This is a genomic window from Salicibibacter cibi (genome assembly GCF_016495865.1).
GTDB lineage: Bacteria > Bacillota > Bacilli > Bacillales > Marinococcaceae > Salicibibacter > Salicibibacter cibi.
On sequence record NZ_CP054706.1, the window covers coordinates 2683478 to 2708877 of the forward strand.

A 25400-nucleotide genomic window follows, 5' to 3' on the forward strand; every position below is an offset into this window, starting at 1 on the left:
CACGGGAAACCGGCGTGGTTTTTATTTGATTCGTTGTGACACCAGGACTTTTTCCGGCAGATTCTGTTACTCTTCATTTCCCTTTCAGTCGTTCAACTTCCGAACAGATTTCGTGTTGCCATTCATAATCTTCTGTCGTATAAGCGATATACGACATGGCGGCTAGTTTTTCTTTTTCCCTATAAAAATTTTTTAAGTACTGTTTGCTTTCCATATATTCTTGTTGTTCATGATCGGTCAGCGGCCGATGATCAGCCTCGAGCACCAAACGAATAAGTCTTTCTGCTACGACAGAGTACAAAAGTCATCACTCACTTTCATTCATCACTCCTTGTAGCATCTCCCAGAGAATGTAAAAATATAGCTTTTTTTTAATTTGGCGGTGACCGGGTGTTTATTTTGACCGTATGCACGCTGCTCACAGACTTTATCAGCCAAACTTAAAAAACTGCCCGCAGGCAGTCTTCTAGTCTTTCCCCATTAGCCCAAACCGATAATGTGATAGCCTCCATCGACATGGAGCGTTTCTCCGGTCATTCCTTTCGACAAGTCACTCATTAAAAAGAGAGCGGTGTTGCCGACTTCTTCTGTGGTGACCCCCCGTCTCAACGGCGCCTTTTCTTCCATTTCCTTCAAAGAACTGCTAAAACCGGAGATGCCTTTTGCGGACAGCGTACGGATTGGACCTGCAGAAATGGCGTTTACGCGAATGCCGTGTTGGCCGAGGTCGTTCGCGAGGTAGCGGACACTTGCATCCAAAGCCGCTTTCGCAACCCCCATCACGTTGTAATTTTTCACGACACGTTCACCGCCGAGATACGTCATCGTCATAATCGATCCGTTTTCGGCCATCATCTCATTTTTTTGCACGGCGTTCGCCACTGCCGTTAATGAATAGGCACTGATATCGTGCGCGATTTTAAAGCCTTCCCGTGACGTTTCCACGAACGTGCCCTCAAGGTCTTCGGTTTTTGCAAACGCAATGCAATGGGCCAGCCCATGAATCGTGCCTACTTCCTCTTTGATTTGCCGAAACGTGGCGTCGATTTCCTCATCGTTCGTAATATCACACGGATATACAAATGTTTCCGTTTCCAATGTATCCGCGAGCTCCCGCACATTTTTTCCGAGACGCTCACCTGCATATGTAAAAACAATTTTTGCGCCGGCGTTTGCCAAGCTCCGGGAGATGCCCCAGGCAATGCTTCTTTTGTTTGCGACACCCATCACGACATAGGTGCGCCCTTCCAAAGATAAGCTCATTTTCAAAAAGTCTCCTTTCTCTCTCAACGTCCTTGTTCCGAGTATAGCACTTTTTTAAAAAACGGTCATTTCTATTTTAAGCAAATGTTTGCTATGATTTCAAAAGGTGATGCAAATGGTGAAGGGTTTGGATTTTATCGGTGATATTCATGGATGCAGACAAGAACTGCATACGCTCCTGCAAACATTGGGTTATGAAAAGAAAAAAGGGACTTACACGCATCCCAACGATCGAAAACTTATTTTTATCGGCGATCTCACTGACCGGGGGCCGGACTCCGTTAACGTCATTGACGATGTCTCCGCGCTAGTTAACGACCGCACGGCCTATTATATCCCCGGGAATCACTGCGATAAACTTTATCGCTATTTTCTCGGACGGCCGGTGCAGATCCAACATGGCCTGGAAACGACGGTCACTGAACTGCACGCGCTCCCGGAGACTTCCTATCAACGGATACGCCGCATGTTTATGCGTTTATTTGAAGAAGCGCCCCTGTACTTGCCGTTATGGAAGGATGAAGTCGTTGCCGCCCATGCCGGCATCCGTAAAAAAGACATCGGCAGGACAGACAAAGCCGTGCGGGCGTTTGTCCTCTACGGGGATGTGGATCGCAGTGGGCAACGGGCGGGAAATCTTCCGAAACGGCGGGATTGGGTGTTAAAAGAAACCAACGGTTTCCCTTGGATTGTTTACGGCCATACGCCTGTCCATACGCCGAGAGTGTTTCGCCGTACGATTAACATCGATACCGGCTGTGTTTTCGGCGGAGCGCTGACTGCTTTTCGTTATCCGGAACTCACTACCGTTGATGTCCCCTCCCGGCAACCGGAGCAACCCGAGAAATTTCGCATCTTCGAGCAAGCGGAGGAACTTATTTTAAAAGAGAAAGGAACACAATATAATGAAACATACATGGATCATCAGTTTAACAAGTCTTTTTCTCCTTTTAACGGCTTGTGCCCCTAAAGCCGATATCAGCCATATTGAAGAAGAAACAGACATTTTTTTATTTAACGAAGGGGATGATGTATCGATTTCTTTCAATGCTTTGATGAATAACCAGTCGGAACGTCCCTCGGACGAACTGATCCTTAACTGGGAAGTTAACGATGATGAAGCGCGCAATTTGTTCAGCGAACCTGAGTTGTTAACGGAATCCGAAGACGAGCCCTTTTCCATTGGTGGCGGGGAACGCTTCATGGTAAGTGAAACGTATTTGCTTGATGAAGCGCCGGAAGACACGGAAGCCCTTAGCGGTGTGATCGAGGGTGTCGTCATAAATGAAGATGGCGAGGAAGTATACCGCTTTACCTTCGATCAAGTCGAGGAAGTGTAAAAAGACGAAGCATTCACTTTCATTCGCCGATAAACGATTCCTTCACACGCTGCCAAAATGGGAAAGGACGAAAACGGGCAAATCGTATATGTTCCGTTGCCACACGGCACTGAATCGAAGCGATGTCTTGATGAACAAAAGATTTATGGTCAACGGTCAGCTGCAAACCTACATCGTTCAACGGCTTCAATAAACAAGTGTGGTGCTCGGGCAGGATCAAGGGTGAACCAATCGTCCGGTACACTCGATTGTTAATGGATGCCATTTCAGCAATTTGCATGGAGGCGAGGGACGGGTGCAAAATTGCCCCTCCCAGCGCTTTGTTATAGGCGGTGCTCCCCGATGGGGTTGAGATACATAGTCCGTCTCCTCTAAACGTTTCGAAGACTTCCCCTTTGATCTCAACATTGCAAACGAGCGAGCCTTCCGTCGTCTTTACGGTACACTCGTTTAACGGAAGATACCTGTCTGAATCATTGTTCTCTCCATGGTAGCGGACAACGACTTCCAGAAGGGGATATTCAACGACCTGGAAAGGTGTTTTCGCAATATGAATGATTAATTTGTCCACCTCATCCGGTTTCCAATCGGCATAAAACCCCAAATGCCCGGTGTGAACACCGACGAAACAAGTATCCTCCAATCGATGCTTATGCTCGTGAAAAGCTTCGAGAAGGGTCCCGTCTCCGCCGACAGAGATAACGACCTCCGGTGTTTCTTTGTCGAACGTCAGCCCATGTCCGATCAGTTCACTTCGGATTTGTCCGGTGATCTCATTCGACACATCATCTCCCCGAGACGTAACATCAAACTTCATAGCTTGTTCCCCCTTTCATTTATAGGCTCCTCTGTTTTCTTCCCGACGTTTCGTAATGATCGATTGCGCCTCTCGGACCTCATCTTGAATCTTGGACATCTCTTCGTCCAAATTATAGGCAGCTTCCGCGGCACGAACAAGACGCCGCTTCACATGCTCCGGAATTTCCCCGCTGTATTTATAATTGAGAGAATGTTCAATTGTCGCCCAAAAGTTCATCGCCATCGTACGGATTTGAATTTCCGCAAGGACATGTTTCGTTCCTTCGATAGTATGCACCGGATAATTGATCACCATATGATACGAACGATACCCGCTTGATTTTTTCTCTTTTATATAATCCCTTTCGTGCATCACCGTAATGTCATTTCGCGACCGCAACATGTCTACAATTATATCAATGTCTGTTACAAATTGACAGACGATGCGCAAACCCGCGATATCCTGCATCTCCGTATGCAGACGTTCCATAGATATATTTTTCCTTTTGGCTTTCTCTTGGATGCTCGTCATTGGTTTTACACGACCGGTAACAAATTCAATTGGTGTATGTTTGGAGGATCGTTGATATTGATCTCTCAAGCTTTTGAATTTTACTTTTAACTCTTCAACCGCCTGGTAGTAAGGAGATAGAAAAATCGCCCATCCGTTCATAAGACCCCTCCCTCAATCGTCTGTCGGAACCGGGAAATGTTTTTCAACAGTGCTAACCATTTCAGATCCATAATTATTGTTCCCTTGAATAATATCGAGAAACATGTCCAACTCCTCATGAATATCCGCAAAATCGACACTGGATGTATCAAGGTATATGGGCGTCCGGTCCTGATGGCTTTTGTTAATGTCCGGCCAAAAATCCTCCGGGATATGTACTTGGACAAACGCGCCTTCCCTATCAAAAATATAAACGAGCGCAAAATTATCCGAATCGGCCAGCAGACGGCCTGTAGGTGTTAGCGGTCGCTCCGTGTTACGGTCCGTTTCCAGATAAAGGCCATCTTCTTTATGCCGCGCAATCTTCACATTGATTGTATCCATGTTTATCCGGCTCCTTTTCTATCGTTGTTGCCCCATCATCTCTGTGTCATAATGCCGGCAGGAGGATGATCACATGAGTCGTTCATTTGACGAAATTGAAATAGAGGGCAAACGTCTCCTTCACGTACGAGAATTCAGGAAAATACAAGCGTATTTCCAATTAAACGAAGATGATTTTATCATCCAACACAATCACTATTTTGACACATCCGATTTCCAATTAAAAGAACAAAACGCCGCTTTGCGAATTCGTTATAAAAACGGGGCACATGTGCTCACATTGAAAGTGCGAAACGAGGCCGGAGTGCTGGAAAAACATCAGCCGCTCGGCCCCCGCGAATGGAGTGAAGGTGCACCGCTTACACAGCTCAGCGAGGGAGGCTCCGTCCAAACATATTTGGAAAAAGAATGGAAGATCCCTTTTCACACGTTACATCCTTTGGGGCGACTAACGACAAGGCGTGCAGAACTGCCATATGAACAAGGCCTCTTAGTTCTGGATGAGAGCCATTATTTCGAAGAAATCGACTATGAACTGGAATACGAGGGAAATTCCCAAGAACATGTGCAAGGAGTGCTAACACAGGTCGCCGTTCGTGTTGGACTCGATCCGCATAGCCCCGAACCGCAACCGAAAATTCAGCGGTTTTTTTCTGTCGCAAAAGGACGCATATAGGACTTTGATCTTTTTTTCGGGAAAGTCTTGTTTTTAACACAAGTTCTGCTATAGTCATATTATATCATTAGTTCGAGGAGTATTGGAAATGAACGACATGCACGCCTTGCTTTTAAGTCTTCAACAATCAGGACCTGTTTCAGAACCGACAAAAAACCTGGCGGAAAAACAACCGTCTATTGACTTCGCTACGCTGCTCGCCCGTATTGAATCCGAAGAAAAAAACGAAGAATCTTTCCCTTTGGATGTTGCGAGCGAGCGATCGCTTTACTACCATCCGATGAATGAACCGGTTATGCCCGCTTCCGAAGAAACATTGAACGAGGCCGAAACAGCTGATCCCAGTATTGAAGAGGGAAGCCAAGTCGACGGTGTTTTGCCTGATTCGCCGTATAACCAACTCATCGAAGCTTCGGCAGACAAACACGGCGTGGACGCCAGCTTGATCTATGCCATTATCCAGCATGAATCCAACTTTCAATCGGATACCACAAGCCATGCCGGGGCAACGGGGCTTATGCAATTAATGCCGGAAACCGCCCGTGGCTTGGGAGTGACAGATGCGACAGACCCGGCTCAGAACATCGATGCGGGGACCCGCTATATCCGCGATATGCTTAACCGTTACGACGATGATCCGGAAAAAGCCCTCGCCGCCTACAACGCCGGTCCCGGGAATGTGGACAAATATAACGGCATCCCTCCCTTCGATGAAACAACCGCCTATGTCCCGAAAGTCATGGACACTTATCAGAGCTTGATATAAAAGCAGCGGCGTATCGCTTACAATAGGATACGCCGTTTTTTGGTAGGTAAGAAAGTATAAATCAACTTTCATACCTACATAAGTGCAACGTGTTTTGCAGGCGAAGATCGCGGGCATGTGTCCAAAACGTATGCCTCGTTTCCCGGGCGACTCGGTTGTTTTAACAACCATGCACGGTTACCAGGTGAGGTGTATTCATTACGTCCCTATATCCCGCAAGCATAGGATTTGAACCTTTCATCATGCCTTGCTACAATAAAGTGAAACTATCGCTAAAAGTTATTTTCGCAGATTACAAAACCCGCACAGATCACGACGTTTATGTACGAATGAAATAAATTGAAAAAGTGGGAGAATGATGGAATACCTTAAAGGAACATTGTATGACGCTCTCGGTGGCGAACGTGGCATTGAGACCATCGTAGAACAATTTTACGACAGGGTAAGCGAGCATCCGGAATTAATCCCTTTGTTCCCTGATGATTTGACAGATACAAGGCGAAAACAAAAACAATTTCTCACCCAATTTTGCGGAGGCCCTGCACTGTTCACGAGAGAACACGGGCATCCACGATTGCGGGCTCGTCACCTACCCTTTCCAATCACACCAGTCAAAGCAGAGGCATGGCTAGATTGTATGGGACGCGCGCTGCAAGCATGTGAGCTTGAAAACGATAAAGCCGTTCAAGAATTGTATCAACGGTTAACTTTAACGGCACAACATATGATTAACTCGCAGGTATAAAACGGGAAGGAGCGCATAACCTTGGTGAAGACAAATCAACAGGGCTGTAATGATAGCCTCGGCGTTTGTGGCGTTGACATGAACGAGCAAAAGCAAACGATAGACCAGAAAAAATTGGAAATTTACATCTTTACAGATCCTCTTTGCCCAGATTGCTGGGGATTTGAACCAGTCATTAAAAAGTTCAGGCTGGAGTACGGCCATTTATGTAAAATGCGCTTTTTTATCGTTCCCGAAGCCGCAAGTTGGTGTGTGAATGAACAAAACCAAAAATCCCTTGCAGACCTTTGGGAAGAAACCTCATCACGTACCGGGATGTGTTGTGACGGAGACATATGGCATGAAAATCCGCTTGCACAATCAGAAACCCCTGCCATCGCTGTAAAGGCTGCCGAAATGCAGGGCCGGCAATACGGCCTGCGCTATTTGCGAAGATTGCGTGAAGCCCTCTTTCTCAATAAGGAAAATATTTCAAAAGAAGATGTTTTGCTAGACTGTGCGAAGCGGGCAAATTTGGATGTTCAGGAATTCCATAAAGATCTCCATTCAGATTTGGCACGCAAAGCTTTAGACGCTGACATCAACACAACACATGAGATGGGTGCCGGAGATGTGCCTACAATGATTTTTTTTAACGATTGCATTGAAGATGCCGGCATAAAAATTTCCGGCTTACACGACTTTCATGTATACGTTGATATACTGGGAAAAATGCTCGGATCCCCCCCGAAACCACAGGAAAAAATGGAAATCGATGAATTTATGAAAACCTATGAACTCGTTGCTACCCGGGAAGTTGCACAAGTTTACGATTTGTCCATGAAAGAAGCAACCTCCCGTTTAAAAGCATTACAATTACAACAAAAAATCGAAAGCGTCCCCGTAAAAAAAGGCACCTTTTGGAAAGCAGACAAAGCACTTTAAGATTAATATCGACGCGTGCATTCGCTCATCTTGTCTCGGTTCGGATTGAATCGGGACAAATTTTTTATCACTGTTTTGAGGACAAACATTCGCATCATCCGTAGTTTTGTATTTTTGTTTTGAATGCTCCCCTTCATAAGTGCTCTCCCAGAACCATCTTTTTTCAAGTGATGAAACCAGAAACGTCCATCATATACTTAGGACAGACGCAGCAAAGGGGGATCGATGATGCACAACTTGATGACAAGTATCCTTACGGTCTTAGTTGGATATATTTTATTTCTCGTATCGGTTCTGCGCTTATTTCCATTGTGGATCGCTGTACCTTTGTTTTTGGCCTCCATCATCATTAGCGTCCATTTCCTCAATGAGCGCGGGAGGTTTAAAGGTTTTTCCTAATTAGAAAACTTGGCTTTTCGCCAAGCTTTTATGGCGAAAACCTTCGCCCAACTTATGCAGATAAGAAAGTTGATTTAGGGATTGCTGAACAACTTGCAGCTATCAGCTGAAGCCGGGGGATGCCGCTTCCATGGCTATCGCTTTCCGCGGACGAACGGTCAAGCCTCCTCGCGCAAAACCGGCGCTGCGGGGGCTTGACGCGTCCGTTTTTCCGCTGGAGTCTCGCCATTGCAGCACCGTCCCTCCGTACGTTGCCAGAAGTGCAAGGGTTTTTTTGTTTATAGGATGGATTTCCTTGCATCCAGCTTCGACAACACCAACGGAAAATGCTTATGGGCCAGTCTTTTTCCGTTATTCAGCAGTCCCGATTTATGCTTTTTTATCTGCCAAAAAAACCCTCCGAATGAGGGTTCTCAACTACTATTTTGCCATTAAATCATCAGCAATTTGTTCCGCTTGTTCCAATAGCGATTCAAACTGGTTCATGGCCGCTTGAATGGGCGCCGGTTCGGTCATATCAACCCCTGCTCCCTTCAATAGTGCAATTGGATAATCGGAACTTCCGGACTTCAGAAACGATAAATACCGCTCAACTGCCGGCTCTCCTTCTTCCAATATTTTGTTGCTTAGCGCAACTGCGGCACTATAACCTGTCGCATATTGGTAAACGTAGAAATTCATGTAAAAATGGGGAATTCGAGACCATTCGTAGGCGATTTCATCATCATAAACGATGGCTTCCCCGAAATATTTTTGGTTCAAATCAAAGTATGCGGATTTCAGATTTTCCGGGGTCAACGCCTCCCCTTCGGCCACTTTTTGATGAATCAACTGCTCGAATTCGGCAAACATCGTCTGCCGGAAAATCGTTCCTTTAAACCCTTCCAATTGTTGATTGAGCAAATAGAGCTTATCGGCTTTGCTTTCGGTTTTTTGTTTTAACGCGTGGGAAAGCAAGAGTTCATTGACGGTGGAAGCCACTTCCGCAACGAAGATCGTATAATCGCCATATGGATATGGCTGGTATTTATGGGTGAAATAGCTATGCATGGAATGGCCAAGTTCATGGGCAAGAGTGTACATTTCGTCAATGCTGTCTTGCCAATTCATTAAAATATATGGTTGCGTCAAATATGCACCGGAAGAATACGCACCGCTCGTCTTCCCTTTATTTTCATGAACATCGACCCATCCGTTTTTTTCCAATCCAGCTGTCATGGCTGCGCTATAATCATTCCCCAACGGTTTTAAGGATTGGATAATTTCCGTTTTCGCCTCTTCATACCCGTAATCAAAAGCCTCGCTTTCCACTAACGGAACGTATAAATCATAAAAATGAAGCTCTTCCAATTGCAGTAACTTTTTTCGCAACCGTAAGTACCGCTGAAAAAGATGAAGGTGATCGTTAACGACCGTCACGAGCTGATCATAAACCTTTTCGGGGATATGATTCGTATGCATGGCCTGCGCACGGGCTGACGAATAATTTCGCGTTTCAGCGTAAAATTGATTTCGCTTCACCTGGCCGCTTAACAAACTGGCCAGTGTGTTCTCATGGTTCCGATACGAACGATACAATGACGTAAATGCATCTTTTCGCACGTTTCGATTTTTATTTTGCAACAATTGAATAAAACGACCGTTGCTCACGGCTGATTCGTTTCCGTTTTCATCTTCGATCGAATCAAAGGTCATGTCAGCATCCGATAGCATCGAAAAAGCCTGTCCCGCTTGGTCCGTCACCTCAGAAGCTTTGGCGAGCAGCCCTTCTTCTTTTTCCGATAAAACGTGGGGCCTGCGTTCGTTTAATAATGCCAATTCATGTGCATACAATTGCAACGGTTCATATTCGTTCGTCCAATGTGTAAGCGTCTCTTCCGATATGGACAAAATTTCCGGTTCGTAAAAGGCGATTGCAGCACTGAAACGAGTGATCAACGAACGCGCGCGGTCAAACAATCCTTGATAAAAACTGTCGGACGTATCTTCATCGTTTTTCAAATGAGCATAGACGACAACTTTTTCCAATTCCATGCCGGCTTCATCCCGTTGTTTTAACCCTTCATGCAAGGTTTCTGCCGAATTTGTGAGCTTCCCTTGAAATGATTGAAGTTTCGGCAATTGGTTTTCCACACTTTTATATGCTTGCTCCCATTCATCTGTATCAACAAAAATTGCTTCCACATCCCATTTGCGTTCAACGGGAATTTCGGATCGTTCAGGTACTTTTGTATTGCCGGTTGTCATGACGATCCCTCCTTTTCTTCTTTCTATAATACGGGAAAGGACCCACTCAGGGCAACGGAATCGTTCGTAGGACGAGTCAGCGATGCATAACGTTGATCCATCGCAAATCCTTCGTCGGCCGATTGAGGCAAACGTGGCGTCTGCACGAGCGTAAAAGTATCATCCGCGTGGCACATCAACACCCGAAGCCGCGTTAAAAACCGAAAATACGCAGTGATTAATAGCTGCACGCGCGCAATAGGGATTCGTAGGTAGCTTGAAAGCAATTGCTTTTCTCTTTCCAGACTTTGTGACGAAACAAAGGTTTGCCGTTTAAAATGGGAAAGGATTTGTAAAAAAAGCCAAGATTGCCAAAGGACTGGTGATTCACTTACCCACGTTTGCCAGGGCAGAAACCAACCTGCTTCTGCGGGATGTAAATGAAGGGGAATTTTTTCGCGAAGCAACTGAGTCTGGACAAAGGTTGAAAACGGGGTCGAAGGCGGCCGTTTCCCGTAGCGAGCCTCTTTTTTATAGGTGAGAAGCGCACTTCGTTGAACATTATCCGGAACGACGACGGACGTGCGCACACGTTCCAGTGTTGATTGCGGCAATCGATGGGCAATAAAACGGGCATGAGCTTTTTTCGGGGACAGGTAAGCGTTGATGTGTGCGGTCCAGAGGATCGATGGTGGTTGGAAATAAAAGAGAGAGGGCATTCTTGGCAAATCGATATCCGGAGCTTCTGGAGCATCACCGAAATAAGCAGCTTCCCACTGCCATTCCTTTAGATAGACTACGTTTTCTTTTCTCCGCAAATGATCGAATGGCATCACCCAGATGACTTGAACGCCAATGGATTGATACAATGTTGTGCGTCTCCGTATGAGTTCGCGGTCAACGGTAGAGCATTGGTATTCAAGGGCAATCGTTTCGTTTTTGTTTTTGACAAGGAGGTCGGCACGTTGATTGCTTTCGGGCAAAAAGGCCTCCAGACGAACGTCAGCCCCTTGGGCTTTCAACCATTGAAAAAGCAAAGCCTTCCCTTCAAGATGGCGTTCGGATTCAGGATTGGACGATGGGCAGACGGTGTTGGGATGGTGGGCAAAGTGAGTCCTTCGTTTCTTCCCTTTTTTCAACTGCAGGCATTCCTTGCAAATCGGGCAATACCATTCGGTGTTGGACTCAATATGCGCGCGATCAGCATCGCTTAATAGCGAAACTGTCCGCCCGGAAGAAGAGGTGGCGGTGAACAATAGGGATCATCCTTTCGTGGGGAGTTGTAGCGAGGGATTTCGTGCTTCTTTCTATATTCACCGCACGTCCTTGATTTTCCTTCTCTTTAATAAAAATTAATGAGAAAACTTGGCTTTTCGCCAAATTTTTATGGCGAAAGTCTTCGCCCAACTTATGCAGATAAGAAAGTTGATTTATACCTTCTTATCCACTAAAAAAACGCTGCCCCCAAAATTGGGATCAGCGCGTTGCAGTATTTATGTGAAGTAGGAGTTCAATACTTCCAACCCGTTTTCCGACACAACCGTCTTGCCGTATTCGCGAATGCGATGGATGGATACATCCGATTCATTGCCGTATTCCAATACTCTGCTCAAGATGTTATCTTGTTCTTCTTCATCATAATAATCATCAAAAACGATATGAAGGTAATAAACATTTTCCATCGCGTAAATTTCATTTTGAACATAGTCCAATTGCACGGCTTTGCTTAAGGAGAGCAGATCTTCCAAATCTCCGAATGCAATGACGATGCTGAGCGGATCTTCGGCGTTTGCGTCTCTGCCCTTATGCTTCGAACGCAACTGCTCGTCGAGCATGTCAACAATGTTGTCGTCTACATCATTATCGTCTTTATCTTTGCCTACCGGGATTTCAAGTTTCACATTTCCGTCACTCATATGGCCACGGGTGACAACGATCTCCAGTCCATTATTAAATGCCTGGACTTGAATCCACAATGGTCCTTCTATTTCAAAGTCCTCATGATCATACGCTTCGTTTATCATTTCAAAGAAGAACTCTTCTCCCCGCTCGCGGTTATACCAGATTTCATCGCTATCAAAGCCTCTGTCCTCAATATCCGCATACGTCACATAAAACTTAATGGTCGTATCATTGATTCTTTCGATTTCCACGATTTCTCCCTCCTCGGGTCAAAGTGGACCAGTAACTCATTCTTTAACCAAGCGTCCTTTCAGGGTTTGCGTCCATTCACTGTAGTATTCTAAATGATGTTAACGTAAGTGTACCATTTTATATGGGTGGAATGCCATCCTTTCGTATCCTCAGCTTGTCATTTTTCTCGTCCTTGACCGTACAAAGGGTTCTGGCAACGTATCTTTGTTTACTGTATAAAATTTCAGGTGTGCTTATGCACATTCTTTCCTGTTAAAAAAAACTTCTATCTGCAATCGATAGAAGTTTGGTTGTCGGTCCATTAATTCACGAGTTTTTGCGCTTCTTGCAAAAAGTATGTCCGTATTTTCCGAGGCAAGAATCGGCGAATTTCAGCTTCATTATAGCCAACTTGAAGCCGTTTATCATCATAAATGATCGGCCTTCTCAATAAGCCGGGATGTTCACTAATAAGCTCGAACAGCCGATGCAGGGACAATGTATCTACATCAATGTCCAATTCCTGAAAAATTTTCGAGCGTTTGGAGACAATTTCATCTGTTCCGTCCTCCGTCATGCGGATGACATCTTTAACCTCTTCCACGGAAAGCGGTTCTGCGAACACATTCCTTTCCTGAAAAGGGATATCATGTTCTTCCAACCACCCTTTTGCTTTTCGACAAGAAGTACAACTCGGTGAAGTCAGTAACGTCACCATCTGACCCTCTCCTTTCAACCCAATTGACGTTCAGCTGCCCCAAAAAATTGGCATTTATGAGATCTATCATAAAAGAGGTCAACTACAATATTGAGAACAATGTTGAATTCTCTTCAATTTATCCTAAAAACACAAGTTGCATGTATATCACTCACATTAATAATTATACAATAATGGTTCTAATCTAGCAAGAGCCCATTTGAAATTGCCCAAGATTGTTCGAATCGGCATTACTTCCCAAATACCCGGGACGTTTTCCGTTTAAACGTTTATTGTTTAAACCAAGATGATTTCTCATTTGTATCGGTGATCGGTTTATTTTCACCACGGCTTGGATTGTGTTTCACTCCTTGTGTATAAGTATTTCCGGCGTTCCATAGCAAATATTCATGAATGTCGTTTTCATATAAGGCTTGGATTTGCGCTTCCACTTCTTCTTTTCCGTAAGGAATATAATTCCCCGACCCGAGCCATGAGGCGGTAAAGTCTTGAATCCAAGGCCTGCTAAGCGGAGGATCATCAAGCCTTGCCAACAACGGATTTTCCACTTTTGTGTAGGCATCGATTAATTCGTACGGCGCTGCGTCAGGGGTGTCAATGCCGAAATGGGGGGTCCAATGGCTGGGGTAAATCATCGAAGATAAGACATCGGCATTTTCTGCGATTCTGGAAACGTTTTGACCGATGCCCGGTGCTTCTTCAATCATAGTTGCATACCCAAAAATATCCACAGAGATATTCACACCATAATCGGATAACGCTTCCCCTGCATAAGCGACAAAATCCGACACTGCATCTACTCGCCCTTGCACACGTTCTTTCTTTTCATCATAAGATCCAAAACTGTATTCCAATTCTTCATCTCGTGTTTCAAAACCTTCCGGAAACCGCACATAATCAAATTGTATGTCTTGGAAACCCAAATCTGCCGCCCTTTTGGCAACCTCCACATTATAGTCCCATACTTCTTTTTCAAACGGGTTAACAAACGATTCCCCTTTATTGTTCGACCAGACAGAACCGTCACTGATAAAAGATAAATCAGGCCGTTCATGCGCAAGAAGCGTATCCTTAAATACGACAATACGGGCGATCGGGTAAATGTTGCGTTCATGCAGTGCCTCCATTAACGCAGGAAGATCTTCAATCAAAGAGGTCTCATTGCCGAAATGCCCATCTTCCGATTGATAAGTGAGATAACCACGGTCATCTTTTATATCAATCACCATTGCATTTAAATCCGTTTGTTCAACGAAATCGAGCAACTCTTCCATGCGATCTCCGCCTGCCGAATGCCCGCTTACGTAAATCCCTCTGACGGCGTCCGGATATGCAAAAGCATCATCAGCATCACCAGCAAATCGCGTGATTTGTTCCGGAAGTTCTTTTTTCGGCTCCCCCGGCGCTTTCAACGCGTTATTTTCTGCCGCTCCCATCTCGTAATTGCCGACGCTAAGCAGAGCCACCATTAGCGTCGATGCCAAGGCGATTTTCCATTTTCCCATGCTACGACCCTCCTTTTTTCAGGATTAACGTTCTTGCCACAGATTATGTGAACCTCTCCACCTAAATCAAAGATTATGAAGGGGACTTCTCGGCAAAACGGGTAAACGAGGATAGAACAATTGATTTAATGTAAAACTACACCTATCCCATTCGGAAAAAGGTAAAGGGTGATCCCATGATCTATCTTATCTTTCTCGTCGCAGTAATCGTAACTGTCGTTTCCGCGACGAAGCTGTCTGCATATGCCGATGCCATCAGTCGTCTGTCTGGGCTCGGCACTCTTCTTATTGGCACGTTTCTGTTGGCGGTGGCTACTGCTTTGCCGGAAGTAACAACCACTGTGACCGCAATTTATTTGAATAATCCCGATTTGGCTGTCGGCAATATTTTCGGCAGCAATCATTTCAACTTATTGATATTGGCTGTATTCGATCTCCTTTTCCGAAAACGGAAACTGCTGTCCAATATTCACCGGCAACAACGGTACACGGCGTTGTTCGGGGTATTCATGACGCTTATCACTGCCATCGCCATCTTCACGACCATCGAAATCCCTTTTCTCGGCGTTGGCGCAGAAGCGCTTCTCATTGTTGCCCTTTATTTATTAAGTTTATGGATCATTCAACGCACGACCGGCGATGAAAGGGAAGGTACGTTTGATGAGTCACAAAAAGAAGAAAAATATACGCTTAAACACGCGATTATCGGGTTTATCATTACGGCAATTGTGATTTTCATTGCCGGGACCGCCCTCACTTTTTCCGGGGATGAGATCGCTGTTATCACAGGACTTGGTTCCAGTTTTGTCGGCAGTTTCTTGATTGCGGCTTCAACGTCCCTTCCGGAAGTGGTGACGGTATGGACAGCACTTAAATTGAGCAATGAAAACTTGGCGGCAGCGTCTATTTTTGGGAGCAACTTGTTTAACATGGTTATTTTGGTTATATGCGACTTGCTCTACGCAGGTTCCCTTTTGCAAGCCACATCGATGAGCCATGCGGTCACCGTTCTTTTATTGCTTATGAACAGCGCCCTTGTCTCCTACGCCGTATTTTCCAACGGGCATCGTCGCTTTTACACATGGCCTTCGCTGCTTATGGTATTGTTTTATGTACTTTCGATGCTTTGGCTGTATTTTTTTTAGACAAGAAACGCCCTGTCGAAGGACGCTTTAATTGAATAAAAGTTGTACCATATGAACGGGCCAGATTGTGGGGGAACTAAGTTAGGGTTTGCTGAACATATTAGTTGGAACCGGGATGCCGCTTCCATGGCTTCGCTTTCCGCGGACGAACGGACAAGCCTCCTCGCGCAAAACCGGCGCTGCGGGGGCTTGACGCGTCCGTTTTTCCGCTGGAGTCTCGCCATTGCAGCACCGTCCCTCCGTGTGTTGCCAGACGTGCAAGGGTTTTCTGCTTTTAGGATAGATTTCCTTGCATCCAGTTTTGACAACATCAACGGAAAATGCTTATGTGCCAATCTTTTTCCGTTATTCAGCAGTCCCTAAGTATGGGTTTGAACAGAAAAACATATCAGTTAATAGCAACTGTTTTCTCCCAACAGTCCAGTCATTTCACACAAACCATAAAGCTCATGCATGCCATGAAGTTGACTACGGTTTCGATGGTTAATGCTTTCGAGTGCTTCTTGGGTTACTCTTGTCGCCTGTTGAACTGGTCTATGCTCCAATGACTTGATCATTTCTTTTATGCTATCAAGAGAATAAACCGTATTTCGAACGGCACGAATAAGGAAAATTTGACGAAGGTGCCTCCGTGTGTATATTCGATATCCATTCTCTGAATGACGATATGGTGTAATCAGGTTTTCCTTCTCCCAGTGACGAATGGCCGATGTTGTCACTCCAGTCAAATGAGCTACCTCCCCAATCCTCATTTCATCTTTAACTTTCATATTGTCAATGTTCTCTAGATTTGGATGATGCAACATCTTTAGCGTATGTTCAGCAGCTACTTTCTCCTGATGTAATCTCGCTTGCTCTTCATTAACAACCCAAAACGCTGCATCTACATCCTTCTGCTGGATATAAAGAAGGATTTTTGATACGGCACGCATGTTAACGGCTGGAAACATGGCACGGATACAGCGAAAGTAGGCAAAATGGACTTCTGTATACAACCGGTATCCATTTTTGGTCCGTTCTGGCGCTGGAACGATGCCCCAGGATTCGTAATGACGAAGAGCACTTGTACTCACATTGAGGTGTTTAGCGATCTCTTTCGGTTTATAGTACATATATCACTCATCCTTCATTCCAATAAAATTATACTAAAACATTAAAGTTACGTGACGGATCGTCAAATTAAAATGCGTGAATATCAACTTCATTATACAAAAAACTTGGCACTTGCATAAATGTCATAAAATGAGGATGAAAGATCTTTTAATAAATCCAAGAAAGGGCGGAATGAAGAATGAAAATAAATCACCTTAATCTAACGGTGACAGATGTCCCGGCTGCTCGAAAGTTTTTAGAAATCTACTTTGGTTTGACGGGAGGCACCGATCGTGGAAAAGGCTTTGATGTGGTGTTTGATGATGGTGGTTTCGTACTCACGTTAATGAGGGGGCGTGAGGTACACTATCCAAAAACGTTCCACATCGGATTCTCCCAGGAAAATGAAGAGCAGGTAGATAAGATCAATCAGCAACTCAAAGAAGATGGTTTTGATGTAAATCCACCAGTACATTCCCATGGCTATACCTTTTATGTCGAGGCACCTGGAGGATTTACTGTCGAAGTGCTCTGCTAACCAATATTAGTGAGCAAAACAACATCTATTATTTGCGGAATATCATTTGTGATTTTCGATAGGTAGAAATGTAGAAAGGATGAGCTTATGACAACGAAAGGTCATTCGCAAAAAGAAGCACACGTCATTGAAGTCCATCAGCTAAAAATGCGCTATGGTCCGAAGGACGTATTAAAGGATGTCAATTTCTCCATAAAGCGCGGCGAGGTGCTGGCTCTCCTCGGACCGAACGGAGCGGGAAAGACGAGCACCATTGAAATTTTGGAAGGGTTCCGTATCCCTTCCGGAGGAGACGTCCAAGTATTGGGCGTAACTCCAAAAGAGGGCGATGAATCGTGGCGAGCGCAGCTCGGTATTGTCATGCAGTCCTGGCGGGATCACCCAAAATGGAGAGTACTTGAATTGTTAGAGCATTTAGGCCGATACTACGAGCCCTATGCGTCTGAAACTCGCATGAGACCAATGGATGCCGCTGATTTGATAGTGAAAGTCGGCCTTCAAGAGCAAGTGAATCAAAAGGTGAGTAGTTTATCCGGTGGTCAGCGTAGGCGGTTAGATGTGGCCATCGGCTTGATCGGCAATCCTGAGATATTGTTTCTTGACGAGCCGACGACGGGGTTCGATCCACAAGCCCGCCGGGATTTCCATGAAGTTATCCGGCGTTTGTCCGAAATAGAAGACACGACAATTTTATTAACAACGCATGATTTGCATGAGGCGGAGAAACTATCCGATCGCATTTTGATACTGGCAGATGGCCGAATCGTTGCCAATGGTAGTGCAGAGCAATTAGCTGAGAAAGTGGCCGGAACATCAGAAGTGCGCTGGGTAGTGAACAATGAACGTTTCCAACAAGAGGTAATCGATGCTCCCCGATTCGTCCAGGAATTGTTTGTAAAACACGGCGATACCGTGACGGATCTGGAAGTGCGTAAGGCAAGTCTGGAAGATTCATATATCAAAATGGTTCAACATATAAAAACGACTGATCGCTTGGAAAATACATTGGCCAATTTTGAGGAGGGAACCGAATGAGCCCTGTAGTACATGCGGCCAAACTTGGTGTCGTGCGCGGTTGGATTGAATTTAAACAAATGCTCAAAAGTCCACAGGATTTTGGTTTCAATATCGTTATGACGGTGATATTTTTGATTGTGTTGTATTTCCAGCGTGATCGGATGATTGAAGGGACCGATATGGCCTTAGCCATGTTTGTTCTGCCAAGTCTGCTTGGCATGTTGGTAGTATTCGGCGGCTTTATGGGTGCCGCTACTACATTAACGTTTGAACGGGAAGATGGTACACTGCTACGGGCTAAGGCAACACCGAATGGCATGGTCAGTTATTTAATTAGCCGGATTATTAGTGTGACGACCTATTCCTTGCTAAGCGTAATTATGCTGCTCGTACCCGGACTGTTCTTGATCCAGGGATTGGCGGATACTCCCTGGACCGGTTGGCTGATGTTGATCATTATATTTATCATTGGCATATTAGCCACCCTGCCATGGGGAGCGGTTATTGGATCGGTGGTGAAAAGCACGTCCTCTTCTTTTAACTTGACGATGTTACCCATTGGTGGATTGACGGCAATCTCGGGTATTTTTAATCCTATCACCAGTTTGCCAGACTGGCTGCAGATCATCGCTCAAATATTCCCCGTATATTGGCTCGGTCTCGGTATGCGGGCAGCATTATTGCCGGAAGCCGCTGTGCTAGCTGAAATCGGGGAATCGTGGCGCTATCTTGAAATGTTCGGCGTGCTTGGGATTTGGGCGATTGCGGGTTTCTTGATTGTTCCACGATTATTACGACGAATGGCACGTAAAGAATCTGGATCAACGATGGAGAAACGTAAGCAAGAAATGATGTCCCGTGGGTATTAAATGGCTTGCTAGGTTCAATCGATCAGAGTAGATCAGGTTGGAGAAAGAAATTGAGGCATTCCCTTTCTCTGTTCCACGAATGGGCGTTTCACTCGAAAGCCTTTAGTACTTCCTGTTTATTCAACGGTCCAAAAAAAGGTTTCACGATCTCTTGCTGTTCGTCGATGGCGTATGTGGTCGGGATGCCCTGTACGCCGTAGCTTTTTGCAATCCGTCCGTCGCGATCGATCACGACCGGGATTTGCAATCCGCTGGCAAACGCTTTAATATCGGTGTCTTTTCGTTCTGCAGTGGCCATGTTAACGGCCAGCACTTCAATCCCTTTGTCTTTCAAAAAATCATAGTTCTCGGAAAGCATGGGCAATTCTTGCTGGCAAACTTCACACCACGTTGTGAAAAAAACGAGCAGCATATTGTCTCCTTCATAATCCCGGAGAGAAACGGAGTCCCCATCCAGGTTCTCGGCGTCAAAGGGTACAGCTTTCATCACCGGAACAGCATCTTCCCAACCTTCCGCACTTGCATCACCGGAAACACTTACGGCAAGCCCGGCAACCAACAGAAACATAGCAATAATACATTTTTGCAAACGATTCCCTCCAATTTTTGTTATAATCTTACGGTAGGGGGGTGCACATGGTCATTCGATCGATCTCGATCTTCCTTGCCGTTACATTGGCAGGATTGGTGCTTTTTGAAAACCGGACAGGTATCGATACCGGTATGTTCCCGTACCTGATTCTTATTTTCCTCCTGCCGATGTTCGTCTATGATTTTTGGCGCCGCCGAAAGGCGTCTTAACTAACATTTACTCTTTTTTTATGATGCTCTAAAATAGGGGTATCATTCATACATAATGAGCAGAAAGGAACCGAACGAAAAATGAAAAAAATATTTTCAGGCATTCAACCCAGTGGCATCGTAACATTCGGGAATTATTTGGGAGCGATGAAACATTTCGTTGACTTCCAAACTTCGTATGATTGCATGTTTTGTATCGTTGACCAACATGCGATTACCACCCCGCAGGATCCGGTTGCTTTAAGAGATCAAAAACGGAAATTAGCCGCTCTTTATATGGCGGTCGGGATTGACCCGAATAAATCAACCATTTTTATCCAATCCGAAGTGCCGGCGCACACACAATTGGCGTGGATGATGCAGTGCGTTTCCTATATTGGCGAATTGGAGCGAATGACACAATTCAAGGACAAATCCGAGGGGAAAACCGGGGTTTCCGCCGCATTGCTAACGTACCCGCCTCTAATGGCTGCCGACATTCTCCTATACGGCACCGATATCGTGCCCGTCGGGGACGACCAAAGGCAGCATTTGGAACTGACAAGGACGTTGGCTGACCGATTCAACCGACAATATGCGGATATTTTCACCCTTCCGGAATCCAAAATTCTGGGACGCAGAATCATGTCCCTCCAAAACCCGGAGAAGAAAATGAGCAAATCCGACGCCAATACGAAAGCGTTCATTTCTATGCTCGATGATGAAAAAACGATCACCAAAAAAATAAAAAGTGCCGTCACCGATTCCGACCCGGAAGTTCGTTTTGACGAGGAAAAGAAACCGGGGATCAGCAATTTGCTGACGATCTATTCACTGTTGAATAATCAATCGGTCGCTGCCATTGAAAAAGAATACGACGGAAAAGGATACGGGGCTTTTAAAACGAACCTCGCAGAATTGGCGGTTACCGTGTTACGGCCAATTCAAAAACGTTTTTACGACATTTATGAGTCGGATGAAGTGGACAACGCCCTCGACGCAGGCAGCGACAAAGCCAATGAGCAAGCGCAGCACCTGTTGCAAAAGGCAGAGGGAGCAATGGGATTGCAGCGGAATTAATCGAGGGATAGGACATAGCGCCCTTTCGGTCGGGTCGATTGCAGTTTCGGTCGCCATGGGAGCTTCATGGCGACCGAAAGATCGATCTACTCTTGATTTCGGGCTTCATGAACGTCCCATGGCGACTGAAAAGCCTTGTTTCATGCATTTTCGGGACTCATGACCTCTTCATGGCAACCGAAAGATCGATCCACTCTTGCTTTCAGGCTCCATGAACACCCCATGGCGACCGGAAAGCCCTGCTTCAATCGAATTCGGTCGTCATGCCGCTTCCATGCTGACCGTTTCATGCTTTTTCCTTAAATTCGCTCGCCACGCCCCCATCTAACCAAACAAAAAAAGCACTGTCCCTTCACTCCGGGTTCAGTGCTCACCTGATTAATATTCTTTTCCTTGTTTGCGCCAAATTCGTCCAATGAAAACAGGAACAGCGATCGATCCGACAATGAGCACGGCAGTAGCCACTTGCATGATCGTGTAAACCAATCCGTCCATGATGTCCCTCCTCACTCCATTTCTCGTCCCTATTATAATTGAGGAAAGAGAAAGTGTAAATGAAGGAATAGTTTGCGCCTACAGGCTATTATTTATGCATTTCGCTTTCATGTTGCATATCCCATATTTTCTCAAAGAACGGCTGTCCCTTTGTCATCGCTTCGCATAAATGATAATGATCTTCGCTCCAGCCAACGCTTACTTCATTATACAACCGTTGCAATGCTTCTTCCCCACTCATCATTTGAATCTCCATGTATTTTTCAGGGACCCACTCCGTGTACCAATAACGGATTTCCGCCTCTTGACCGGAGGTGTCCAATTGATCGATAATCATAAACAACAATTGTTTTAGTTGCCGTTCTTTACGTGTTAATCCTTGCATATATTTCGGATGCGGGGACAGGATATGATATTCCTTTTCGATCGGCTCCCCTTCTTCCCCACAAGCAGGTTCTTCGGACTGTTCGATCGCCTCGATCGTCAGTTTTTCCTGCCGGGGTGTCAGACGGCTTTTTCGGATCGGCGTTTCGTACCCAAGTGTATCCACGACCAATGTGGCTGTGCCGGTCGTTGCAATAAAACAATAATCGAGCGGAAGCTTGGACATATTTTTGCGAAGCGCACTTTTTCGATATACAGCATCGAGCAATTGTCGAGGAACCGTCTCTAGGCTATTTTCCAGTTGTTCATATAATCGCTCAGTGACCTTGACTACCTCGGCGATATCAAGGACTTCTATTTTGTCTTCACTTCGCCATTCATGGAATGGACAAATATTGTACCCATTTTCTTCGCCTTCAAACCAATTGACCCATACATCACGAATTCGGGCCATTAGTAAGCCCCCTTCCTATACGAGAAATCGTACCTACAGTATAGTCGGAGTTAAGGGATTTTATTCCACGATATCCTTTTTGATTTGTTTTTTCGTTTTTCGGGGCATGCGAAGAAAACTAAAGGCCGCCAGTAGCAACCCACCTGTGAAAAGATACAATTCAGGTTGCAAAATAATGAAATGCCAATACTCGTAAAAGCTATACCCGGATACGGTTAAATTTAAATAGCCGATCAGACCAATCGCTCCGACTGCAGCAATAAAAACACCGATGGCAGCGATAGACACTCGAATAGCAATCGTCATCTCCCCCCTTACCGGAAGTGGGAGTTTCCCCACTTTATCCAATGGTATGATCAAACTTTATGCGTATGACAAGCCGAGGTGTAAATAATATGAAAATCATCGCTTCCCATAAAAACACGGATTTCGACGCACTTGCTTCTCTCGTTGCAGCGAAAAAACTATATCCCGACGCGAACATTTTATTGCCGGCAAAAGTTAGCCCGAATGTGAAAAAGTATTTAGCCATTTACCGCGACCAGTTTCCTTATATCAACGAACAACAATTGCCTTCCTCCGACAAGATCGAAGCGCTGATTTTAGTCGATACATATGATCCTGTCCGTGTGAGCAATCATTTTCAGGACAACAATCCCGCGAGCGTTATTGTCTATGACCACCATCCCGAAAGTTTCCATCTTCCCCACCCTGGAGAAACAGCCCCGGTCGGGGCAACGATTACGATACTCCTCGAGCTTATTCAAGCAGAAGAAATCGTGCTCACCGATTGGGAACGGACGCTTTTCGCGCTTGGCTTATATACGGATACCGGCTCTTTCACCTACGAACATACGACAAGCCGTGACGTGCGCGCCCTTCTTTTTTTATTCAACCAAGGAATTGCCCTTGATGTTGTCAATCGTTTTTCCGACACTTCTTTTTCCGAGGAACAAAAAGCGCTGCTTATGCAACTTCTGCAGCAAGGGAAAGCGCACGACGTTGACGGCGTTTCGATCATGATTGGAACGATTTCCGCCGATGCTTTCATTGACCGGCTAAACCTCATCGTTGACAAGTGGCTTGATTTGGCAGAAGCAGATGCATGTATCGCCGTCTCGGAAATGAAAAATACGATTTTCGTTACGGCAAGGAGCAGACACTCACGTGTGGATGTATCAAAAGCTTTGGCTGCCGTTGGCGGCGGCGGACACCCCCAAGCTGCCGCCGCAACAATCAAAGACGGTAAACAAGCGGAAATAGCCGCTAACATTCAGACCCACCTTTCCACCGCAGTTTCGCCTGCTCTCGTAGCAAAACAAATGATGAGCCACCCGGTAAAAACAGTGAGCCCCGACACCCCTATTGAAGAAGTCGGAGAGGAGATCCGCCGTTACGGTCATTCCGGATTTCCGGTTCAAGAAAATGGTCAACTAGTCGGCATGATCTCCCGCCGTGATGTGGACAAAGCGGTCCATCATGGGCTTGGGCACGCTCCGGTAAAAGGGCATATGAACGAACGGGTCATTACGTGTGAAGCGAACGCGACCTCCGAAGACGTTCAACAACAGATGATCACGCACGACATCGGGCGTTTACCGATTCTCGCAAACAATGAACTGATCGGCATCATTTCACGTTCCGATCTTTTGCAATTGCTGCACGATGAGCACTATGAAAAAAAACAAAAGCAAACACGCAACATGATGGACAACATGGCACGTGCTCTGCCTGCCAATCATTTCGATTTGCTGCAAACGATCGGCCACATTGCCGACCAAAAAGGGGTCCAAGCCTATCTTATCGGCGGGATCGTCAGAGATCTGTTGCTCGAACGCGAAAATGAAGATATGGACATCGTTGTCGAAGGGGATGGCATCGCCTTTGCCGAAACGGCTGCCGATCAATTGGAAGGAGAACTGCATACACACAATGACTTTAAGACCGCAAAAATAATCCTCAACGACGGGCAGCACATTGATATTGCCTCTGCCCGGGCGGAATATTACGATGCGCCTGCCGCTCTGCCGAACGTCAGATTTTCGAACTTGCGGGAAGACCTTTATCGCAGGGACTTTACTTTTAACGCACTGGCGATTCACCTTAATGAAGATGGATTTGGAACGCTTATCGACCCTTTCGGCGGAGAAAAAGATTTACAAGATGGGATCATACGCGTCCTTCACAATCTCAGTTTCATCGAAGATCCGACGAGAATCTTACGCGCCATCCGTTTTGAATTAAAATTTTCCTACACCTTTGCCGCAGATACGCAAAGATTCGCCGAGTTGGCTACAGCTGCCATTTCCCACTTATCCGCCGAACGTATCAAAGCCGAATTTCAGCGATTATTCGTGGAAGTGTCAGCGGCAAAGACCTTTAAACGATTGGAAGATATGAACCTATTGGGAGCCTTCATTCCATTTGCCGGTTGGTCCAGGGAAGTCGGGCAGATGATCTCAACGTTAGAATACGAATCCTTGCCGGAAAACCTGTTCACTTTTTCACGACTTCTTCCGTTATTTGCATTCGACGGAGCGTTACAACACCTGACCCGTTTTGCGTTGACGAAAACCGAAAAACAACTGTTGAATGCCTTCGGTCGCTTGCAAGCTCTTGATGAAACAGCCTTCACTTCTCTCGGCACCCTTCATGAAAACGTCCATGAAGCCGAAGAGACTAGTCTGGTTCTTTTTGAAATGTATACGGAAGTTTTAAATAAAAACAAAAGCATGATGATCAAACGATACCGCGATAAACGGCGCCGCATGCCTGCTTTGCTTTCAGGTGAAGATTTGCGAAAGCTTCCCATGGCTCCCGGGCCGCGATACAAGCACTATTTGCTAAAAGCGGAAAGTCTATGGATGAATGATACATTAAAAAACCGGGAGGATGCGTTGCAATGGCTGAAGGCCCCCGACAAATAGGGGGCTTGCTGCCCCTTCATTCCTCCATTATGATAGATGTAAGCGATACCATTCTTACTCTTGAAGGAG

Annotated in this window: 29 protein-coding genes; 13 read left to right on the plus strand and 16 right to left on the minus strand. The window is 45.7% G+C overall.

Annotated elements, in window-relative coordinates; translation table 11 throughout:
• Nucleotides 1-73: 73 nt before the first annotated feature.
• A complete protein-coding gene (locus HUG20_RS13365) occupies nt 74-301 on the minus strand; it encodes a DUF7667 family protein (protein WP_200085151.1) in 228 nt (75 codons plus the stop codon).
• A 179-nt stretch (nt 302-480) separates the two neighbouring features.
• Nucleotides 481-1263, minus strand: coding sequence for an enoyl-ACP reductase FabI (gene fabI / locus HUG20_RS13370; protein ID WP_200085152.1), 783 nt, complete (start codon nt 1261-1263; stop codon nt 481-483).
• 115 nt (nt 1264-1378) lie between these two features.
• Here fabI and prpE point away from each other — a divergent pair, with 115 nt between their 5' ends.
• The gene (gene prpE / locus HUG20_RS13375; protein ID WP_200085153.1) at nt 1379-2233 is read left to right on the plus strand and encodes a bis(5'-nucleosyl)-tetraphosphatase PrpE; all 855 of its coding nucleotides are present in this window, start codon (nt 1379-1381) and stop codon (nt 2231-2233) included.
• A complete protein-coding gene (locus HUG20_RS13380) occupies nt 2169-2603 on the plus strand; it encodes a hypothetical protein (RefSeq protein WP_200085154.1) in 435 nt (144 codons plus the stop codon). The genes prpE and HUG20_RS13380 overlap by 65 nt, the downstream gene beginning before the upstream one ends.
• Before the next feature lie 19 nt (nt 2604-2622).
• On the opposite strand, the gene HUG20_RS13385 is transcribed toward HUG20_RS13380, so the two are convergent.
• From HUG20_RS13385 to HUG20_RS13395, 3 genes are read right to left on the minus strand one after another with little or no spacing between them, the layout of a single operon-like run.
• Entirely contained in the window at nt 2623-3420 is a 798-nt protein-coding gene (locus tag HUG20_RS13385) for an NAD kinase (protein WP_200085155.1), read from the minus strand.
• Between the two features lie 15 nt (nt 3421-3435).
• Complete coding sequence (gene yjbM / locus HUG20_RS13390) at nt 3436-4074, minus strand: GTP diphosphokinase (protein ID WP_200085156.1); 639 nt, start codon at nt 4072-4074, stop codon at nt 3436-3438.
• Between the two features lie 12 nt (nt 4075-4086).
• Entirely contained in the window at nt 4087-4458 is a 372-nt protein-coding gene (locus HUG20_RS13395; protein WP_200085157.1) for a UPF0738 family protein, read from the minus strand.
• Between the two features lie 73 nt (nt 4459-4531).
• On the opposite strand from HUG20_RS13395, the gene HUG20_RS13400 reads away from it, so the two are divergent.
• The 4 genes from HUG20_RS13400 (at nt 4532) to HUG20_RS13415 (ending at nt 7569) form a co-directional block, all read left to right on the plus strand.
• Nucleotides 4532-5134 carry a CYTH domain-containing protein gene (locus HUG20_RS13400; RefSeq protein ID WP_200085158.1) on the plus strand — a complete coding sequence of 201 codons (603 nt, stop codon included), beginning with the start codon at nt 4532-4534 and terminating at the stop codon, nt 5132-5134.
• Nucleotides 5135-5222: 88 nt separating this feature from the next.
• Nucleotides 5223-5900: a lytic transglycosylase domain-containing protein gene (locus HUG20_RS13405; RefSeq protein WP_246476412.1), complete on the plus strand. Its 678-nt coding sequence runs from the start codon at nt 5223-5225 to the stop codon at nt 5898-5900.
• 358 nt (nt 5901-6258) lie between these two features.
• Nucleotides 6259-6645 (plus strand): globin domain-containing protein, encoded by a 387-nt coding sequence (locus HUG20_RS13410; RefSeq protein ID WP_425504073.1) that lies wholly within the window; start codon nt 6259-6261, stop codon nt 6643-6645.
• 24 nt (nt 6646-6669) lie between these two features.
• On the plus strand, nt 6670-7569 hold the full coding sequence (locus HUG20_RS13415; protein WP_246476413.1) for a ClpXP adapter SpxH family protein: 900 nt from the start codon (nt 6670-6672) through the stop codon (nt 7567-7569).
• Nucleotides 7570-8070: 501 nt separating this feature from the next.
• Here HUG20_RS13415 and HUG20_RS19580 read toward each other — a convergent pair.
• From HUG20_RS19580 to HUG20_RS13440, 6 genes are all read right to left on the minus strand, one after another.
• Complete coding sequence (locus tag HUG20_RS19580; protein ID WP_281392422.1) at nt 8071-8205, minus strand: hypothetical protein; 135 nt, start codon at nt 8203-8205, stop codon at nt 8071-8073.
• A gap of 183 nt (nt 8206-8388) precedes the next feature.
• Entirely contained in the window at nt 8389-10215 is a 1827-nt protein-coding gene (pepF, locus tag HUG20_RS13420; RefSeq protein WP_200085160.1) for an oligoendopeptidase F, read from the minus strand.
• Nucleotides 10216-10238: 23 nt separating this feature from the next.
• Nucleotides 10239-11450, minus strand: a complete 1212-nt coding sequence (locus HUG20_RS13425) for a competence protein CoiA (protein WP_200085161.1) — start codon at nt 11448-11450, stop codon at nt 10239-10241.
• Nucleotides 11451-11687: 237 nt separating this feature from the next.
• A complete protein-coding gene (mecA, locus tag HUG20_RS13430) occupies nt 11688-12347 on the minus strand; it encodes an adaptor protein MecA (RefSeq protein WP_200085162.1) in 660 nt (219 codons plus the stop codon).
• Nucleotides 12348-12649: 302 nt separating this feature from the next.
• Entirely contained in the window at nt 12650-13045 is a 396-nt protein-coding gene (spxA, locus tag HUG20_RS13435) for a transcriptional regulator SpxA (RefSeq protein ID WP_114371765.1), read from the minus strand.
• Nucleotides 13046-13314: 269 nt separating this feature from the next.
• The gene (locus tag HUG20_RS13440; RefSeq protein ID WP_200085163.1) at nt 13315-14550 is read right to left on the minus strand and encodes a putative glycoside hydrolase; all 1236 of its coding nucleotides are present in this window, start codon (nt 14548-14550) and stop codon (nt 13315-13317) included.
• A gap of 176 nt (nt 14551-14726) precedes the next feature.
• Here HUG20_RS13440 and HUG20_RS13445 point away from each other — a divergent pair, with 176 nt between their 5' ends.
• Nucleotides 14727-15695, plus strand: a complete 969-nt coding sequence (locus tag HUG20_RS13445; protein WP_200085164.1) for a sodium:calcium antiporter — start codon at nt 14727-14729, stop codon at nt 15693-15695.
• Nucleotides 15696-15795: 100 nt separating this feature from the next.
• On the opposite strand, the gene HUG20_RS19585 is transcribed toward HUG20_RS13445, so the two are convergent.
• Together HUG20_RS19585 and HUG20_RS13450 are read right to left on the minus strand one after the other, a co-directional pair.
• On the minus strand, nt 15796-15927 hold the full coding sequence (locus tag HUG20_RS19585; protein ID WP_281392423.1) for a hypothetical protein: 132 nt from the start codon (nt 15925-15927) through the stop codon (nt 15796-15798).
• A gap of 160 nt (nt 15928-16087) precedes the next feature.
• On the minus strand, nt 16088-16807 hold the full coding sequence (locus HUG20_RS13450; RefSeq protein ID WP_200085165.1) for a MerR family transcriptional regulator: 720 nt from the start codon (nt 16805-16807) through the stop codon (nt 16088-16090).
• Nucleotides 16808-16986: 179 nt separating this feature from the next.
• Here HUG20_RS13450 and HUG20_RS13455 point away from each other — a divergent pair, with 179 nt between their 5' ends.
• From HUG20_RS13455 to HUG20_RS13465, 3 genes are all read left to right on the plus strand, one after another.
• Nucleotides 16987-17325, plus strand: a complete 339-nt coding sequence (locus tag HUG20_RS13455) for a VOC family protein (RefSeq protein WP_200085166.1) — start codon at nt 16987-16989, stop codon at nt 17323-17325.
• A gap of 87 nt (nt 17326-17412) precedes the next feature.
• Complete coding sequence (locus HUG20_RS13460; protein ID WP_200085167.1) at nt 17413-18360, plus strand: ABC transporter ATP-binding protein; 948 nt, start codon at nt 17413-17415, stop codon at nt 18358-18360.
• Nucleotides 18357-19211 carry an ABC transporter permease gene (locus HUG20_RS13465; RefSeq protein WP_200085168.1) on the plus strand — a complete coding sequence of 285 codons (855 nt, stop codon included), beginning with the start codon at nt 18357-18359 and terminating at the stop codon, nt 19209-19211. The genes HUG20_RS13460 and HUG20_RS13465 overlap by 4 nt, the downstream gene beginning before the upstream one ends.
• Before the next feature lie 88 nt (nt 19212-19299).
• On the opposite strand, the gene HUG20_RS13470 is transcribed toward HUG20_RS13465, so the two are convergent.
• Entirely contained in the window at nt 19300-19800 is a 501-nt protein-coding gene (locus HUG20_RS13470) for a peroxiredoxin family protein (protein ID WP_200085169.1), read from the minus strand.
• A 47-nt stretch (nt 19801-19847) separates the two neighbouring features.
• Between HUG20_RS13470 and HUG20_RS13475 the strand changes: the two genes are divergently transcribed.
• Together HUG20_RS13475 and trpS are read left to right on the plus strand one after the other, a co-directional pair.
• Complete coding sequence (locus tag HUG20_RS13475) at nt 19848-20012, plus strand: hypothetical protein (RefSeq protein WP_200085170.1); 165 nt, start codon at nt 19848-19850, stop codon at nt 20010-20012.
• An 81-nt stretch (nt 20013-20093) separates the two neighbouring features.
• Nucleotides 20094-21071 (plus strand): tryptophan--tRNA ligase, encoded by a 978-nt coding sequence (gene trpS, locus HUG20_RS13480; RefSeq protein WP_200085171.1) that lies wholly within the window; start codon nt 20094-20096, stop codon nt 21069-21071.
• A 583-nt stretch (nt 21072-21654) separates the two neighbouring features.
• On the opposite strand, the gene HUG20_RS13485 is transcribed toward trpS, so the two are convergent.
• The gene (locus tag HUG20_RS13485; RefSeq protein ID WP_200085172.1) at nt 21655-22404 is read right to left on the minus strand and encodes a DUF3603 family protein; all 750 of its coding nucleotides are present in this window, start codon (nt 22402-22404) and stop codon (nt 21655-21657) included.
• A 60-nt stretch (nt 22405-22464) separates the two neighbouring features.
• A complete protein-coding gene (locus HUG20_RS13490; RefSeq protein WP_200085173.1) occupies nt 22465-22710 on the minus strand; it encodes a YuzI family membrane protein in 246 nt (81 codons plus the stop codon).
• An 89-nt stretch (nt 22711-22799) separates the two neighbouring features.
• Here HUG20_RS13490 and HUG20_RS13495 point away from each other — a divergent pair, with 89 nt between their 5' ends.
• The gene (locus HUG20_RS13495; RefSeq protein WP_200085174.1) at nt 22800-25331 is read left to right on the plus strand and encodes a CBS domain-containing protein; all 2532 of its coding nucleotides are present in this window, start codon (nt 22800-22802) and stop codon (nt 25329-25331) included.
• Nucleotides 25332-25400: the final 69 nt, after the last annotated feature.

Bases quoted from the DNA above. Each gene is read 5' to 3' on its own strand.
- pepF (WP_200085160.1), bottom strand. From the start codon at position 10,215: ATGACAACCGGCAATACAAAAGTACCTGAACGATCCGAAATTCCCGTT.
- HUG20_RS13395 (WP_200085157.1), bottom strand. From the start codon at position 4,458: ATGGATACAATCAATGTGAAGATTGCGCGGCATAAAGAAGATGGCCTT.
- yjbM (WP_200085156.1), bottom strand. From the start codon at position 4,074: ATGAACGGATGGGCGATTTTTCTATCTCCTTACTACCAGGCGGTTGAA.
- HUG20_RS13490 (WP_200085173.1), bottom strand. From the start codon at position 22,710: ATGACGATTGCTATTCGAGTGTCTATCGCTGCCATCGGTGTTTTTATT.
- HUG20_RS13380 (WP_200085154.1), top strand. From the start codon at position 2,169: ATGAAACATACATGGATCATCAGTTTAACAAGTCTTTTTCTCCTTTTA.
- HUG20_RS13440 (WP_200085163.1), bottom strand. From the start codon at position 14,550: ATGGGAAAATGGAAAATCGCCTTGGCATCGACGCTAATGGTGGCTCTG.
- HUG20_RS13400 (WP_200085158.1), top strand. From the start codon at position 4,532: ATGAGTCGTTCATTTGACGAAATTGAAATAGAGGGCAAACGTCTCCTT.
- HUG20_RS13405 (WP_246476412.1), top strand. From the start codon at position 5,223: ATGAACGACATGCACGCCTTGCTTTTAAGTCTTCAACAATCAGGACCT.
- HUG20_RS13475 (WP_200085170.1), top strand. From the start codon at position 19,848: ATGGTCATTCGATCGATCTCGATCTTCCTTGCCGTTACATTGGCAGGA.
- prpE (WP_200085153.1), top strand. From the start codon at position 1,379: ATGGTGAAGGGTTTGGATTTTATCGGTGATATTCATGGATGCAGACAA.
- spxA (WP_114371765.1), bottom strand. From the start codon at position 13,045: ATGGTGACGTTACTGACTTCACCGAGTTGTACTTCTTGTCGAAAAGCA.
- trpS (WP_200085171.1), top strand. From the start codon at position 20,094: ATGAAAAAAATATTTTCAGGCATTCAACCCAGTGGCATCGTAACATTC.
- HUG20_RS13385 (WP_200085155.1), bottom strand. From the start codon at position 3,420: ATGAAGTTTGATGTTACGTCTCGGGGAGATGATGTGTCGAATGAGATC.
- fabI (WP_200085152.1), bottom strand. From the start codon at position 1,263: ATGAGCTTATCTTTGGAAGGGCGCACCTATGTCGTGATGGGTGTCGCA.
- HUG20_RS13455 (WP_200085166.1), top strand. From the start codon at position 16,987: ATGAAAATAAATCACCTTAATCTAACGGTGACAGATGTCCCGGCTGCT.
- HUG20_RS13495 (WP_200085174.1), top strand. From the start codon at position 22,800: ATGAAAATCATCGCTTCCCATAAAAACACGGATTTCGACGCACTTGCT.
- HUG20_RS13410 (WP_425504073.1), top strand. From the start codon at position 6,259: ATGGAATACCTTAAAGGAACATTGTATGACGCTCTCGGTGGCGAACGT.
- HUG20_RS13460 (WP_200085167.1), top strand. From the start codon at position 17,413: ATGACAACGAAAGGTCATTCGCAAAAAGAAGCACACGTCATTGAAGTC.
- HUG20_RS13465 (WP_200085168.1), top strand. From the start codon at position 18,357: ATGAGCCCTGTAGTACATGCGGCCAAACTTGGTGTCGTGCGCGGTTGG.
- HUG20_RS13485 (WP_200085172.1), bottom strand. From the start codon at position 22,404: ATGGCCCGAATTCGTGATGTATGGGTCAATTGGTTTGAAGGCGAAGAA.
- HUG20_RS13445 (WP_200085164.1), top strand. From the start codon at position 14,727: ATGATCTATCTTATCTTTCTCGTCGCAGTAATCGTAACTGTCGTTTCC.
- HUG20_RS13450 (WP_200085165.1), bottom strand. From the start codon at position 16,807: ATGTACTATAAACCGAAAGAGATCGCTAAACACCTCAATGTGAGTACA.